At 54.7% G+C, this 16,323-nt stretch carries 6 protein-coding genes; 1 reads left to right on the top strand and 5 read right to left on the bottom strand.

Features of this window, described 5'->3' with window-relative positions; genetic code table 11:
• The first annotated feature begins 1,834 nt into the window (after positions 1 to 1,834).
• A complete protein-coding gene (locus tag CFT68_RS08190; protein WP_141106492.1) occupies positions 1,835 to 9,916 on the top strand; it encodes a YDG domain-containing protein in 8,082 nt (2,693 codons plus the stop codon).
• Between the two features lie 141 nt (positions 9,917 to 10,057).
• Here the strand turns inward: CFT68_RS08190 and CFT68_RS08185 are convergent, their stop codons facing one another.
• The 5 genes from CFT68_RS08185 to CFT68_RS08165 form a co-directional block, all read right to left on the bottom strand.
• Positions 10,058 to 12,616, bottom strand: coding sequence for a DUF5916 domain-containing protein (locus CFT68_RS08185; RefSeq protein ID WP_088842918.1), 2,559 nt, complete (start codon positions 12,614 to 12,616; stop codon positions 10,058 to 10,060).
• 356 nt (positions 12,617 to 12,972) lie between these two features.
• Positions 12,973 to 13,806 (bottom strand): DUF4097 family beta strand repeat-containing protein, encoded by an 834-nt coding sequence (locus CFT68_RS08180; RefSeq protein ID WP_088842917.1) that lies wholly within the window; start codon positions 13,804 to 13,806, stop codon positions 12,973 to 12,975.
• The gene (locus CFT68_RS08175) at positions 13,803 to 14,696 is read right to left on the bottom strand and encodes a DUF4097 family beta strand repeat-containing protein (RefSeq protein WP_141106491.1); all 894 of its coding nucleotides are present in this window, start codon (positions 14,694 to 14,696) and stop codon (positions 13,803 to 13,805) included. The genes CFT68_RS08180 and CFT68_RS08175 overlap by 4 nt, the downstream gene beginning before the upstream one ends.
• On the bottom strand, positions 14,644 to 15,573 hold the full coding sequence (locus tag CFT68_RS08170; RefSeq protein WP_245815313.1) for a zf-HC2 domain-containing protein: 930 nt from the start codon (positions 15,571 to 15,573) through the stop codon (positions 14,644 to 14,646). Before CFT68_RS08170 ends, CFT68_RS08175 begins: the two co-directional genes overlap by 53 nt.
• Complete coding sequence (locus CFT68_RS08165) at positions 15,551 to 16,093, bottom strand: RNA polymerase sigma factor (RefSeq protein ID WP_088842915.1); 543 nt, start codon at positions 16,091 to 16,093, stop codon at positions 15,551 to 15,553. The genes CFT68_RS08170 and CFT68_RS08165 overlap by 23 nt, the downstream gene beginning before the upstream one ends.
• Positions 16,094 to 16,323: the final 230 nt, after the last annotated feature.

The following is a 16,323-nucleotide window of genomic DNA, read 5'->3' as shown; positions in this document are numbered from 1 at the left end:
AATCACTGCCTCTTGGTAACAAGTAAGAAGAGCAAGGGAGTTGCTTGTTTGCACCATGTAAGCCATCATGCTATGGCTTGGTAGAAAGCAGTACCACTCATAAAGAATCATCAGCGGACTGCTTGGGCATGGATAGGGACTCCACAACTAAAAAAGCCTCAAACAGCCCAAGCTAACTGCTTCATTAGGTTTATCAACACGTTATAATCATAAGTCTATGAATAGTTTTATACTCCTTAATAAAGCGAATTAAAACTTGATATAAAACAATATTATTATTGATGATTATATTTTTTATAAAGAAAATACTAATAAATTGGCTCTATAATAGAGTTTATGAACTTGAGGTAAACCCAGCAATCCAGCGGTGAACTGGATAGGAAGCCTATTGTTTTTTGAACTTTTCTACTGCTTCTACTTAGCCAAACCTTCTCCTAGCACACCTATGCGTATACATCTACCTACCCCCCAAAGCGGGATACACCTCAAGGCCTACGGGTTCTTGCTGTTCCTGCTATTCCTCCTGTTTACTGCTCCGGTCTTTGGGCAAACAATCACAACAGGTACTATTACTGGTAGTCCATTTTGCGCTGGGTCAACGATAAATGTGCCTATAACCGTATCCGGTTTTAATGGCAATAAGACCTACACAGCTGAGCTATCTAATCCGGATGGTTCATTTCCGGTAACCCCTATCACTCTAAGTCCTGCACTTACAAATAAAGATGGAAGCTATACATTAACTCCAAAACTCCCTGACCTTGTTCAAGGCGATACACGCTATAGAATTAGGGTAGTTTCTGGATCAACAGTGGGCATTAGTCAATCTGTCCTGACTATTAATCCAGTGGTGCCGGCAAGCGTGAATATTGCTGCCTCGACAACAACTATCTGCTCAGGCACCTCTGTAAAGTTTACGGCTACACCTACTAACGGTGGCAATACACCTACCTACCAGTGGAGAGTAAACGGTAGCATAGTGGCTGGTGAAACCGCAAGTGCTTTCACCAGCAGCACGTTAGCAAACAATGACGCTGTTACTTGTGTAATGACTTCTAATGCTGCCTGTGTGACAGGTAGCCCGGCTACTAGTAACAGCGTTTCCATAAGGGTAACTACGCCTACCGCAACGCTAAGCAGTAGTGACGTCGATAATACAATCTGCGCTGGCGAATCTGTCACCTTCACAGCCGCTATAATTGCAGGCGCATCTTACGAGTTCTTTGTTGATGGAGCATCCGTAGGAGCTGCAAGCACCTCTAATACCTATACTACAACTGGCCTAAGCAACAACCAGACTGTCACGGTAAAAGTGACTAGTAATAGCTGTTCCGCAACCAGCAGCGGTATTCAGACTAAAGTCAATTCGCCAGTTACTCCAACTGTGACAGCCAGCGGCCCAACCGCCGTCTGCTCCGGAGGATCTGTTACGTTAACTGCTTCTGCAGGCACTAGCTACTTGTGGAGCAATGGCGCAACCACCCAAGCCATTACAGTAAGTATCAGCGGTAATTATTCGGTAACGGTGAGGAATGCCAGTGGCTGTTCAGCTACTTCGGCAGCCACGGCTGTCAGCATAAACCCAAATGTTGGTACTCCTTCCATTACTGCTCAGGGCGCAACTACTATCTGCCCCGGTGCTAGTGTTGCCTTGGTGACTTCGAGTGTTCCAAACGCCACGTTGCAATGGTACAGAGATGGTAACCTTATTCCGGGCGCTACGTCGGCTACATACACGGCTTCTGTGGCTGGTTCTTACACAGTCAATGCAATTGCGAACACAGGGTACTGTCCTTCTGCTCCTTCGAGTTCCGTAGTTGTAAACGTAAATGAGTTGCCTGCAATCAGTACGAGTGGTCAACCGCAATCAGTTAACAAAACGGTGGGGGAGGCCGTCAGCTTTTCCGTTGCGGCTACCGGTACTGGCCTGACGTATCAGTGGTATAAGGGTACACCAAGTACGCAGAATGCATTAGCTGGCGCGACGTCAAACACGTACTCTATTCCATCTATCACGAGCAGCAATGCCGGCGACTACTATGTAGTAGTTAGTGGTACTTGCGCTCCTTCAGTTACCAGTTCTGCCGCCACACTTTCTATCAATAAGGCTACTGCCAGCGTAACGTTGGGCAGCTTGGTTCAGACCTACGATGGAAACGTAAAGTCAGCCACAGCCGAAACTAATGCACAAGGAGCAAGCACCTTCACCTACACATATTCGCAAGGCACGGCTTCTGTTGCCGAGCCTGTAGATGCAGGGAGTTATACGGTGGTGGGCACCTTGGTCAATGCAGATTACGCGGGCACAGCTACCGGCACCCTCCAGATCAATCCGAAGTCGGTTACAGTAACGCCCAAAGACGGACAGAGCAAAGAATATGGCGCTTTAGATCCTGCCTTTACATTCGATAATAGTGGGTCTTTGCCAAACACTGCTTTCAGCGGTAGCCTGTCGAGAGTTCAAGGCAATACGGTAGCTGGTAGCCCTTACGCTTACATTATCGGCAACTTATCGGCTGGTACAAACTATACGCTGACCTTGGCCCCGGGAGCTAGCTTTGCCATTACGGCCAAAGCCCTGACGCCTTCTGTTACGGTAAGCAATAAAGTGTATGATGGTAATGCTAGTGCTACGCTGGCCACTCGCTCACTAATAGGCAAAATAAGTGGAGATGCGGTGAGCCTAACAGGAGGTTTGGCGGTATTTGCCGATAAGACGGTAGACACCGACAAAACGGTTGCGGTGACTGGCCTAGAACTGAGTGGCACAGATGCAGGCAACTATCGCCTGTCCTCCAACACCGCTTCTGCAACTGCTACTATTTCGGCTAAGACCCTAGAGATTGGGATCACAGCTGCGGATAAGCCCTACGATGGCTCAGCTGCTGCTACCACGCAGGCAACGATTGAGAGTGGCCTAGTGACCAACGATGTAGTAACGGTAAGCTCTGCTAATGGCCAATTCGATGACAAGAATGTGGGCACAGGGAAATCCGTGACAGCTACAGTTAGCAAAGCTGGTGCTGATGCCGATAACTACACCGCTAACCCTACGGCGACTACTACAGCCAGCATCTCGGCCAAAGCCCTCACGGCCACCATTACTGCCAGCAACAAGACCTACGATGGCAACGCAACAGCGTCAGCGGTCGGTAGCGTGCCTGCCGGTGCGCTTGCTGCTGGTGATGTGGTAGGAGTGGAAGTAAGCAATGCATACTTCAGCGATAAGAACGTAGCCAACAACAAGCCAGTAACTGCGAATGTGGTCCTTATAGGAGATGCCGCCGACAACTACAGCCTGCCAGTTGCCACGGGCAGCACCACCGCTAACATTACAGCGGCAACTCTCACGCCGACTTTCACGGCCAAGAGCAAAGTATATGATGGCACCACAGAAGCGGAAATCCTGACCCGAAGCCTTTCGGGAATTATCAGCCCCGATGTGGTAACGCTGGAGAATGGTGCAGCTACGTTTGCGACCAAAAATGTTGGCACCAGCAAAATGGTAACGGCCAGCGGCTTTACGCTGGGTGGAGCACAGGCCGATAACTACAGCCTGCCTGCTACCAACCCAACGGCCACCGCTACTATCACGCCTGCTACACTCACTTACGCAGCAAATGATGCTTCGCGGATGTATGGTGACCCAAATGGTACACTTACAGGTACCATAACGGGGTTCGTAGAAACGGAAACCGCTGAGACTGCTACCACCGGAACCGTCAGCTTTACCTCAGTAGCCGATGCTTCTAGCCCGGTTGGCGAGTATGAGGTTACTGGCACTGGCCTAGAAGCCAGATATGGCAACTATACTTTCGGGCAGGCTGCTGGTAATGCTACGGCGCTGGCCGTTACGGCTCGTCCGATTACCATTGCCGCGAATGAGGGGCAAACGAAAGTATATGGCGACCCTGAGCCGTCGAGCTTCACCTATACCGTAAGTGGCAGTGGCCTGGCCAGTGTCGATGCTTTTACTGGCACATTGAGTCGGGCTGGAGGCAGCAACATCGGTGCTTACGTTATTGGTAAAGGCAGTTTGTCAATCAACAGCAAGACGAACAATGCTTCCACAGTAACTAACTATTTGGTTACCTACTTACCCAACAATTTCACCATTACCCCTAAAGCCGTAACGGTAACGCCAGCAGCAGGACAAGGCAAAATCTACGGAGCTACGGAGCCCGCACTGGCCTATGAGCCAGTAACATTGGTAGGAAACGATGCCTTCACGGGTAACTTATCCAGAGGCGAAGGAAGCCAGGTAGGCGATTACGATATCACGCAGGGTAGCCTGGCGTTGAGCAGCAACTATGCCCTGACCTTCACGCCCAACGTGAAGTTCACGATTTCGGCCAAAGCCCTCACGGCATCTATTGCAGCCACTGATAAAGTGTATGATGGTGGCCTAGGAGCAACCGCAACCGGCAGCGTACCTCCCGCCGATGTAGTTAGCAGGGATGAGGTGATAGTGGCAGTAAGCAATGCGGCTTTCGCTAGCAAACAGGTAGGTACCAATAAAACGGTAACAGCTACGGTGGCCCTGACTGGCGCCGCAGCGCATAATTACCGGTTGTCGGCCACTTCAGCCACGGCCAACGCCGACATTACGGCGAAAGACCTTACGGCTTCCATAACTATTGACAACAAGGAGTACGACGGGAACACTGCAGGCCATATTGCCACCCGCACGCTGGACGGGGTAGTGACCAACGACGTAGTTTCTCTAACTGGTGGCAGCGCAACGTTTGCCGACAAAAATGTGGGCACCGGTAAAACCGTCACGACGACTGGCCTAGGCCTGACGGGCGCGGATGCTGGCAACTACACAGCCAACAGCACCGCCGTGGCTACTGCCGATATCACGGCCCGCCCCCTTGTGGTGACGGCCACTGTGGGGCAGGGCAAAGTGTACGGCACCACTACGGATCCTGTACTAGCCTACACGATTACGACCGGCACCAAAATCAGCGGCGACAGCTTCTCCGGACAGCTGATCCGTGCTGAAGGCGAACTGGTAAATACTTATGCCATTTCTCTGGGGACGTTGAGCCTGGGCTCCAACTACAGCCTAAGCCTGGCCTCGGGTAGCACTTTCGCCATCACGCGCAAACCTCTGACGGCATCTATCGCGGCTCAGAATAAGGTGTACGATGCTACTCTGGCCGCTCAGGCTACCGGCAGTGTGGCAGCGGCCGATCTGGTAGGAAACGATGCGGTATCAGTAATAGTGACTAATGCGCAGTTCAATGACAAGCAGGTTGGAAACTCCAAGCCTGTAACCGCTACGGTGGCACTGAGCAGTGGGGCAATCAGCAACAACTATAGCCTGACGTCTGGCTCGGCCGCTACCACGGCCACTATCACCCAGGCTGAGCTGACACCTTCCTTCACGGCGGCGAGCAGAGTGTACAACGGTGACCTCGCGACGCGTATCACCGGCCGCTCAGTGGCCGGGGTTTTACTCACTGATCAGGTGGTACTTTCGGCAGGCACCGCCAGCTTCTCCGATAAGAATGTGGGTGAGGGAAAGACCGTAACCGGCTCTGGTTTCAGCCTGACCGGCACGGACGCAGGCAACTACAGCTTGGCTGCTGCCAACCCTACCGCCAAAGCCGACATTACGGCCAAGGAAATGATCATTGCTATCAGTGCTACAAGTAAGCCGTACGATGGCAACCGGAACGCAGCCGTAACGGCTTCTATTGCAAGTGGCCTAGTGCCCAACGACGCGGTAAGCGTAAGCGCCAGCAACGGCTTGTTTGACACCAAGAATGTGGGCGCTGGCAAAACCGTGACAGCGGAAGTAAGCAAAACCGGCACCGACGCCGGTAACTACACCGCCAACCTCACGGCTACCACTACCGCCGCCATTACCACTAAAGCCCTGACCATTGGCATTGCTGCTGAGGACAAAGTGTACGATGGCAACCGGAACGCAGCTGTAACGGCTTCCATCACGAGTGGCCTAGTAGACGATGATGTAGTAACGGTAAGTGCTACGAGTGGCCTGTTTGCCGACAAGAATGTAGGCCCCAACAAAACGGTTACGGCCGATGTAAGCAAAGCCGGCGCCGATGCCGGTAACTACTCGGTCAACCTCACGGCTACCAGTACGGCGGCTATCTCAACGAGGCCCTTGGCTATTTCCCTGACGGCTACCAACAAGGTGTACGATGGAAATACTACGGCCGCCACTTCTGCAGTCTTGGCTTCGGGCAGCGGATTGGTAGCCAACGATGTAGTAACGGTGAGCAGCAACGGCGGCACATTCAGTGATAAGAATGTGGCTCCCGGCAAAACGGTTACGGCCAGCGTAAGCAAAGCCGGCGCCGATGCCGGCAACTACTCGGCCAATACCAGCGCCACCGCCACGGCGGCCATTACCCCCAAACCCATCACGCCGGTATTCACAGCACAAAGTAAAACCTATGACGGCAACACCAGCGCCACTATCCAGTCGCGCAGCCTGACCGGGCAGATTTCGGATGACGAAGTAACCCTGGTGGGCGGTTCGGCTACGTTCGATACCAAAGACGTAGGCACCAACAAAACCGTAACGGCCATAGGTCTTAGCCTCGCTGGTACTGACAGGGACAACTACACCGCAAGCGCTACGGCCATCACCAAGGCAGCCATCTCGGCCAAGCAACTGACCGCGGCTATCGCAGCGCAGGACAAAATCTATGACGGTAACCCTACTGCTTCGGCTACGGGTACTGTGCCTGCCACTGACCTCATCGGTAGTGAAACAGTAGGCGTTACGGTAAGCGGTGCGGTGTTCAACAACAAGAACGTGGCCGACGGTAAAACGGTGTCGGCAACGGTGGCTCTGAATGGCACAGCTGCTTCCAACTACAGCCTCACTTCCACGAGTGCTAGCACCACAGCCAACATCACGCAGAAGACCCTGGTACTTGCCATTACGGCCGACAACAAAACCTACGATGGTAATGCCGATGCTACGGTCCATGCCGCCATTGGCAGTGGCCTAGTGGCAGGAGATGTCCTGACAGTAGGTGCCAGCAACGGAGCCTTCAATAACAAGAGTGTAGGCCAGGGTAAACCTGTAACCGCCAACGTGACCATTACGGGCGGAACCGATAGCGGAAACTACTCTGCCAACACTACGGCCTCCACAACGGCCAGCATCACGCCCTTTGCTCTTGTAGGCCACTTTACGGCTGAGAACAAGACGTACAATGCATCAACTAACGCTACCGTCCTGACGCGTACCCTGACGGGTGTGATTGGCCAGGATGTCGTAAGTCTGACGGGTGGTACCGCTACCTTCTCCGACAAAAATGTGGGCGCTGGCAAAACGGTATCCCTTGCCGATGCCGCTCTGGATGGTACCGACAGAGGCAACTACAGCTTAAGTTCGGTGGCCACCACTACGGCTACTATCAGCCGCCTTGATATCACCGGCTCGTTTACTGCCAGCAACAAGGTCTACGATGGCAATACCACTGCTGCCGTTACCAGCCGCACTCCAAACGGAGTTCTCGGTACGGATGAGGTAACCTTACTTAATGGTACTGCTTCCTTCAATACCAAGGATGTAGCGAGCGGCAAAACGGTTACGGCCAGCAACATGACCTTGGGCGGTGCTCAGGCCGGCAACTACAACCTCACAACGGTGAACACCACAACGGCTGACGTTACGCTTCGTCAGGTAACGGTTACGGCTGCGGCCAACCAGAACAAAGTGTATGGCACTGATCTGGACCCCACACTGGCCTACACTGTTACCAGTGGCTCGCTGGTAGCTGGTGAAAGCTTCAGCGGAGCTCTGGCCCGCGTGGGCGGAAGCACAGTGGGTAATTATGACATTACACTGGGCTCCTTAAGCCTTGGCACAAACTACGATCTGGGCCTGGCGCCCGGCGCTACGTTTGCCATCACCGCCAAGCCACTTGTACCCGCTATTCTGGCCAGCAACAAAGTCTACAACAACAACACAACGGCTGATATCTCCAGCCGTACCCTCACCGGTATAGTTGGCCAAGACGATGTAACGCTGACGGGTGGTAGCGCAACTTTTGCTGACAAGAATGTAGGCACTGCCAAAGATGTCACTGCTTCGGGGCTTGTCCTGAGCGGTAATACGGCTAACAATTACACCTTAAGCACCACCACAGTCAAGACCAAGGCCGATATCACGGCACTGGGAATTACGGGGGCATTTACCGCCAGTAATAAAATCTATAACGGACAGGTAAACAGTACCATTGCCAGCCGCACGCTTGCCGGTGTTCTAAGCGGTGATGCCGTAACCTTGTCCGGTGGCACGGCCACTTTTGCCGATGCTAATGTGGGAACCGGTAAGTCTGTGGCAGGCACTGGCTTTACTTTAACGGGAGCACAATCGGGCAACTATAGCCTTGCGTCGGTGACTTCTACTATCGCCGATATCACGCCGCTGGGCATTATGCCCTCCTTCACTGCGGCCAGCAGGATGTATGACGGCACTACCGCGGCCACCATCCTTAGCCGTTCATTGACCGGTGTGCTTACCGCCGACGTGTCTAATGTGAGCCTGACGGCGGGAACAGCCAATTTCTCGGATGCCAACGTGGGTGTTGATAAAGTAGTGACGGCCACCGGCTTCACGCTGGGCGGAACGTCTTCCGGCAACTACAGCCTGACGACTACCAGCGCTACTGCCAAGGCTACCATCACGCAGCAAACGGCCAACCCAGTGGCCGATACCTACTATACCGGCTCCAGCTTCTTCTGGACTACTGGGTCTGGTAGCTCTACGGCCACGCTGAATCTGGTAGCTACTATCAAGAACAACCTCAACTTCACGGGGGATATCCGGACGGCAAAAGCGTCGTTCTTCATTCGTACTGGTACAGGCACCAGCGCCACGCTTACTCCAATCAACGGAGCTCAGAACCTGCCGGTTGGACTGGTTAATCCCGGTGACTTGACGGTGGGAACCGCTGCTACGAATGTCCAATACAGCATCAGCGGTTCAGCGGCTATTCTGGATATTGCCGTAGTGGTTACCGGTAACTACAAGAGCATAGATAATTCAGCGCTCGATAAAGAAGTAACGGTAGCAGTGCCAACTCCTGGTGGCCTGATAGCAGGTGGTGGCAAATTTGATGCAACCGGAACTGCCGGATATATCAAAGGCTCCTCCAGCTTCGGGTTCTATGTGCAGTACAACAAGAGCTTGAAAAACCCACAGGGTGGGGCTGAGATTACGGTGAACAGCTACTATGACCGCAATGGCAAGGAAACGCCCGGTGTGCCGCATACCTATAAGCTGAAGAGCAATGCTATTTCAACTTTGGCTACCACCAACCCCACGGCCCAGTTCAGCAGCAAAGCCAATATTTCAGAAATTGTGAATGGTGTAGCGCAGAGCATTGAAGGCAACTGCACCATGCAGTTGGATATGTATGATGGCGTGGGCAACCCATCGGCCACGGAGAAGGTTGACAGGCTGGCCATAACGGTGTATCGCAGCAGTGGAGGCATTTGGTTCTCCAGCAAGTGGGATGGCACCAAGACAGTTCACCGTGACTTAGCCCCGAATGACCTAGTGTCTGTGACAGGAACCGGCGTTGCCACCACGGCTCTCAGGACCACCAGCACCAGCCAGGTTATTACCCTGAATGGTCCTGCAACTGCCTCCGCAACCGCCAGCAACGTGTTGGAAATCTATCCGAACCCTATGACGGAGCAGGGCACCATTCACTTCCGTACGCTGGAAGGTGGCAAGGCGCAGGTGTACCTCTACAACAGCACGGGTGGCCTGGTCAAGACACTCTACAACGCTGAGGTAGAAGGTGGCCGCGAGTACGAGGTCAGGATGGATGGCAGTGCCCTCCCGAATGGCGTTTACTTCTGCCGATTAATCACCAATGGTAAAGTGGAGAACAAGCGCATCACCATCGCGCACTAACCGTATTTCTCTCTCCGCTTCTAGCAACAAAAAGCCCCTGCTGTTTCAGCAGGGGCTTTTTGTTGTGTTGGTCTGGACAATGCAGATCCGTAAGACATGCCTAGGCCAGTGCTTTGCCAAGGAAGTATACTGGCCTAGCGCTTACCGCTTCTTGCGGAAGCTTAGATAGTCGAGGTAGTAGAGCACCTTTACCGAAAGGGAGTTATTGTGCGGGGTGTTGATGGTGTTGTTGAAGTTGTCGAAATAGAGAGGGGTGGCCTGTTCCGCCAGCAAATACGTGGAGCCCGCGTTCTTCCAAACGATGCTCACCTGTGAGCCGGGCGCAAACCACCAGGAGTACACAGCATCCACGTTGAAGGCGTTGTAGGTGTTGTCGCGGTTGCGCTGGTAGGCCACTAGTTTCTCCTCGCCGTTGGGGCCTAGCTGCGAGAAATCAGCGTAGCGCACGTTGCTGGTGTAGTGGCGCGTGCGCAGCGTAAACGACATACGGTTAGTAAACGTGTAGGCCACTGATACCACATTGGAAACCGTGGCCACGTCGCGGCGGCCGAGGATCACTTGGCCCAGGAAGGGCTTATCCAACGGCTCGCTGGCGCTCATGCCGCCATTCACGAAACCAATCTGGTTATTTACCAGGCTCCAGTCGAGGCTATAGCGGAAGGTGAGGTGGTCGTTGACGCGGTAGCGGGGGTAGAAGCCGGCGCTATACTTCATGCGTCGCTCCCGGGGCAGGCGCTCATCCAGGGCAAAAATGCGCTGCCCGAGATTCCAACCATAGGAGAACTTTTTGCGCGTGTCGGAATTGACGAACAGCACAATGCCGGTGTTGCCGGGCACGCGCACGTAGTACTGGCCTAGCGGGGAAGTACGGGGCTCGTAAAAGTCGTGGGTAGTGGGATTGGTGTCGAAGTCGTAGCCCACCTGCAGGAAGCTCTTCGTGAAGGTGGTGTTGAAGCCCGTGTAAAAGCTCATGTTTTGGTAGAGCGTGGGCTTGTATAATAATGAGTGGCTGGCCTGAGCAAAGAAGGCCATGTTGTTCACCTTCCAGAAGGGCTTGTACTTGCGGTAGGCCACATCCAATGACTGCGTGATGTTGTTGTTACCAAACAAAATGCCCAGGTCGTTGGGGTTGTAGGAGGCCGACTCGATGCCCTGGTTCAGGCCCCAGGTGAAATTGCCGCTGATTTTGCTGACCCCAATCTGGTACTTATAGCCATCCTGGTCGTCAATAGGTTTATCGGAACCGAATACCGTACCGCGCCGCCGCGAGTACACCAGGCTGCCATCGAGGGCGTAGGCGTTTTTCTTGTTGGCGAAGCGAAACAGCCCGCCCGTCACGTTGGCGTCGTAGGTGCTGCCGGCGCGGGTTACGTTGGTGTTGATGAGCGAGACGTAGGAGTTGTTTTTCAGGCTCTGATCCAGCACCATGATGTTGTAGTTGCTGAACGGCTGCGTCTTTACTTCGCGCTCCTGGCCGGTTTCGGTGTCGCGTAGGGTGGCGTACACATCATTACTGAGCGCGTTGAAAAACCCGATGCCTAGGCCACTCTTAGTACGGCCCGATACTTTGGTGGCGTTCAGCAGCCGGGTTTCGGCGGGGTTGCGGATGATCTTCTCTGTGGTGCCCGCCTGCACGCCGTAGAAGCCAATGGGCGTAGCGCCTACACGGCGCGAGTAGAATAAGTTGCCCTTGTTGAACAGCTCGGTGCCTTCCGTGAAGAACTGCCGATTCTCGTTGAACTGTACCTCGAAAGGAGAGAGGTTCAGCACCTGGTTGTCGCTCTGTACCTGCCCGAAGTCGGGCACCAAGGTAGCATCCAGGGTGAAGCTCTCATTGATGCCCCACTTGATATCGGCGCCCCCGTTGAAGCTGGTAGTGGTGCGGCGCGTGCCTTCTGCATTCAGCGGGTTATGGTTCACGTAGCTGGAAACGTAGGGCGTGAGCGAGAGGCGCAGCGGCGGCTTAATATCCCGCACGCCGCGCAGCTCACCCCACTGGTTCACGAAGCCACTGGCGGCGGGTTTCACTTCATTCCAGAAATAGGAGGCGTTGTCGCGTTTGCGCTGGCGCATGAAGTTCAGGCCCCACAACTGCTCTTGCACGTTGCTGAATCGGATGGCCGAGTACGGAATGCGCATCTCCGCCACCCAATCGGTGCCCTGATAGGAGGTGTTACTTTCCCACACGGCATTCCAGTTAAAGTCTTCGCCTCCGGCCGGCGAATAGCGCGAATCGAGCTGCACGCCGCTGCTGGTCACGATGAAGCCGTAGCCGTTCAGGTGGTCGTTGTAGGTATCGAGAAAGATGCCGAAGAAATCGGAGTTGCCGGTATTGTCGCGCGCTGTCAGCTCCCGTGGAATAGAGTCCTGCGAGACATCGTGCATAATTGCCCCGACGTAGATATTGGCGTCATCATACAGCACGCGCACCTCCGTTTTCTGCTTTTCCGGTACGCCAGGGTTGGGCCGCTGTTGCGTGAAACCGGTGGCAATGGGCGCCTGCTGCCACACCGCCTCATCCAGCACGCCATCCAGCTTAATGGCTTCCGTGATGCGCAGCGTTTGCAGTTGGCGCTTAGGCGCCGGTGCTGAGGCGGCCGTGGGTGCTGGCGTAGTAGCCGACGTTTGAGCAGCGGCTAGGCCACTGCCCGTGCATAGCGCCAGTAACAGCAAGAAACTTGGAATAGAGGTAGATAGCATGGCCTAGAGCAATGAGAAGGAGTGCAGATAGAAGAGGAGGGAAGCCCGTAAATTTTGGCAAGACGAGGGCCGGCAGCGGCGGAAGCCGCGCTACGGATGTGGTCAGGAAATGGGAGTACCTGCCGAATGATGGTTCGTTACAGGGGCGTGCTCAATTATTGAGACGCTTAAACTTGTCTTACTGTCAGAACGATTGGCCTAGCGGGTGATATATACGCGCTAGGCCAGTCGTTTATGGCAACGACGAGCCGCAGACGGCTGTGTTATTATATCGTTCACTTGTATGGGATTCAGCTAGTGCTCCTAACGAAAGCGGGGTCTCTAGTTGCAGCTAGAGACCCCGCAGGCTACTTCACTCACTTAGCCTTTCTGATGTAGATATTGCCGTTCAGGGTTTTCATCATGAACTCGGCGCCTCCGCCGTTGATCTTGCCGCTGGTCCAGCTGTCCTGGCTCACGCGGTAGACGCCATCTTTTGCCACACGCGTTACTTTGGGGGCGCTGTTATCCACGGTCAAATCGAAGTCGCTGTAGATTTCGCCTCGGTCTGATTTCAGCTTCAGATCAGCTTTGGCGCGGGCGGGGAAGCTCACGTCAATCTTGCCATTCACGCTGGAAAAGGCCATAGGTACCCCGCTCGTAATGTCTTTGAAGTTCGAGATGATGTTGCCGTTCACCGTGTTCAGCACGGCTGAGCCGGCCACGTCTTCGAGGGTAATGGAGCCATTGACGTTGGAAATTTCCAGCTCGCCGGCCACGTTCTGCACCGAAATGTTGCCGTCGTTCACCGTCCCAATCTGGAGGGAAAACTGGCGCGGTACCTTAATCACGAAGTCTACCGGGTTCTGCCACGACTGCGTCTTGACGTACACGTGGTTGTCTTTTTCCTGGGCCGTCACATCGAGGCCGTTCACCTTGGAAAGACGCCGCATGCCGGCTGGTGCGTCGTTATCAGAAGAGCTGGAGGTGCGGCTACCGCCACGGTTGGCCACGTCAATTACCACGTCTTTGCCGCTGGTGCCTTCCACTTTAATAGAGCCGCCCACCAGTTTCAGGTGCAGCGTGCCGGGCTTGCCGGGCGAGCTGAGGGCCACCGTGAGTTGTTCTTTACCTGCTTGTTGCGCCGCTAGCGGCTGAGCCCACGCCAGAACGAACAGGGCCAAAAGGGTGCGAAATAGGGACTGGTTCATCGGGTTTGCTGTTTGATGGTGACGTTGCCGTTGATGGTCTCGAAGCGGAAATCGGTGCCGCCTTTGCCTAGCCGTACGGCCGTCTCTTTACTGATTTTATACTTGGTGCTTTGGCCATCGCGCTGCTGGTTTTGCGTCACGCGGGCCGGTAATACTTCGGTTTTGGGGAAGTCCGTGAACATCTCGCCGTGCATGCTCTTGAAGTAGAGGTCACCGGATACGTTCGGCGGGTAGCTCACCACAATGTTGCCATTGATGGTGTGGTAGGAGGCCGCTTTGGTAGGAGCCGTGGTGTAGCTCACGTTCACATCGCCGTTCACGGTGTAGGCCAGTGTGGCCTCACGGGCGTTATTGATGGTAACCGACCCGTTCACGTTGCGGGCCTGCAGGGCGCCCGTCACATCTTCAATCAGCACCTTGCCACCGTTTACCGTCGAGACGCGCACTTCCATGCCGGCTGGTACGCGTACGGTGTAGTCAAACTGGTAGCTGTAGCGCGGGCCTTCGTTGTTCTTCCAGTTATCATGGAAGCGGTCGGGCTGGTTGCGGCGGTTGGGGCGAGAGTCCTGGGGGCCAGACACGTAGAGAAGTACACTGTCGCCGTGCTGCTCGAAGCCGGGCTGGGCTTCCTGCTGACCTTTTGCCAGGAGTTCGGCCGAAGGCGCCTTAATGGTTTTGGTGATTTCGACTACCACGGTTTTGCCGCTGTAGCCCTGCACCGTCACGGAGCCGAAGATGTTGTAGAGGGCCAGCGTGCCGCGGCTGGCGTCGCCGGTTAGGGTAAACTCTTTGTTGATTTTCTCGGTGGCTTCGCGGTTCTGAGCGTGCAGGGAGCAGCTAGGCAACCACAGCAGCAGGCACACCAGACTTAGTATAGTTGTCGGTTTCATGGGAGGTCGATGAAGTAGAAGGTTGGGGAGTTTTGTCGCCTGACAAAGACTCAATGCTTTGCTCGATTTTGTCTTTTACCTGTTCGTTCAGGTTTTCCTGCTTGAGCATTTTGCGCAGGGGGCGCACCGAGCGGCGCTCCTGCAGCTGCACCATCACATCGGCCAACGCCGACTGCACCAGAGGAGAATCCTGCAGGGTAAGAGACCGAACGAGTCCCTGGCGTACCATAGGGTCCTGGGTGAGGCCGGTTAGTACTTCCAAAGAAGCCAGGCGCACATTCACGTTCGGGTCTTGGTTGAGGGTGCTGAGCAGGGCCGCCACCACCCGCTCATTGGTAGGCGCTACTTCCTCGGCGTAGCTCACGGCTCGCAGGCGCTGTACGGCCGAAGGGTTGTTCAGCATGGCCAATACCTGAGTCTGATGCACATCAGCCTGCGAGGCAACCGGAGCTGTAGTGGTGGGCTGTTGCACAGCCAGCTCAGACGTCTCTGGGCTACCTTTCAATACATACCCCGCTACTAGGCCTACCAGTAGCAACGCAAGGCTGTAGGCCACTCGCATGCCATAAGCCGGCTGCCACCATTCCCGAATCTGCTCCATGATACCAGCCACCGACCAGCGTTGCTTGCGCTGCTCTTCTACCTGGAACTCGGCCAGCATGGAGTAGAATCGCGGGCGCATCTGCTCACTGGGTGCCGGTACGGGCAACTCGCCCATGTTGGTCCAGAGTGCCCGTACGGTAGCTAGCTCCTGGTGGCAGCCCGGGCATTGGGTCAAATGTGCTTCTAGGGCCTGATGCTGGGCGGCTGGTAAGGTGCCGGCTAACCAATCCATCAGCTCCTCTTGCACGCCCTCACAGTTCAACTTTGCTTCCATTTTCGAGTTTCAAATAAATATCCTTGAGTTGGCAGAGGGCCCGGTGCGCGCGCACCTTTACGGCTCCTACCGTGGTGTCGAGCAGCTGCGCTATCTGCTCGTATTTCAGCTCCTGGAAGCGGCTCAACACGAGCACTTCCCGCTGGTCAGGACTTAGGCGGGCCATGGCCCGGTGGAGCTGTTCCACGTCCTGCGACTTTTGCAGATGGCCATCGGCGGTGGTGCCTCCGGCAATCTTCTCGGCCCAGTCGGCTACATCCTTGTGGTGCAGCGAGGGTTTGTCTTTCTTGGCGGCGTCGGCTAGCACGTTGCGCGCCAAGTGGTACATCCAGGTTCTGAACTCGCCGTCGCCGGTAAAGGTGTGGCGGTACTTCAGCATCCGGTAGAACACGTTCTGCACGAGGTCTTCACTGGCCGTTGCGTTGCCATTGGAATGGTAGAAAAACGCAAACAGTGGCCTATGGTAGCGCTCGAACAGCAGGCCCATCTTCTCGACCTGGCCGGCCTTCACTTGCAGCATCAGCGAGTTGTCAGTAAGCGAGTTCAAGCGTTTGGTCGGTGAGGTGTGGGAGCGTATTCGGCGGTGGAAACTGCGCCTTTTCACTAAGGTTACAGCTTCCGGTGAAATATTTTTTGGGGTGTGGATTAGAGTGGATTTTCGTTCTGTGCCGTGGACCCCACCCCCGGCCCCTCCCCTCCGGGAGAGGGGGGCCAGACGACTTGGCAAGGTTTCTAGAACGCACCCCTCTC

Source organism: Hymenobacter gelipurpurascens, assembly GCF_900187375.1.
GTDB lineage: Bacteria > Bacteroidota > Bacteroidia > Cytophagales > Hymenobacteraceae > Hymenobacter > Hymenobacter gelipurpurascens.
This window is presented reverse-complemented; position numbering and strand designations above follow the sequence as displayed.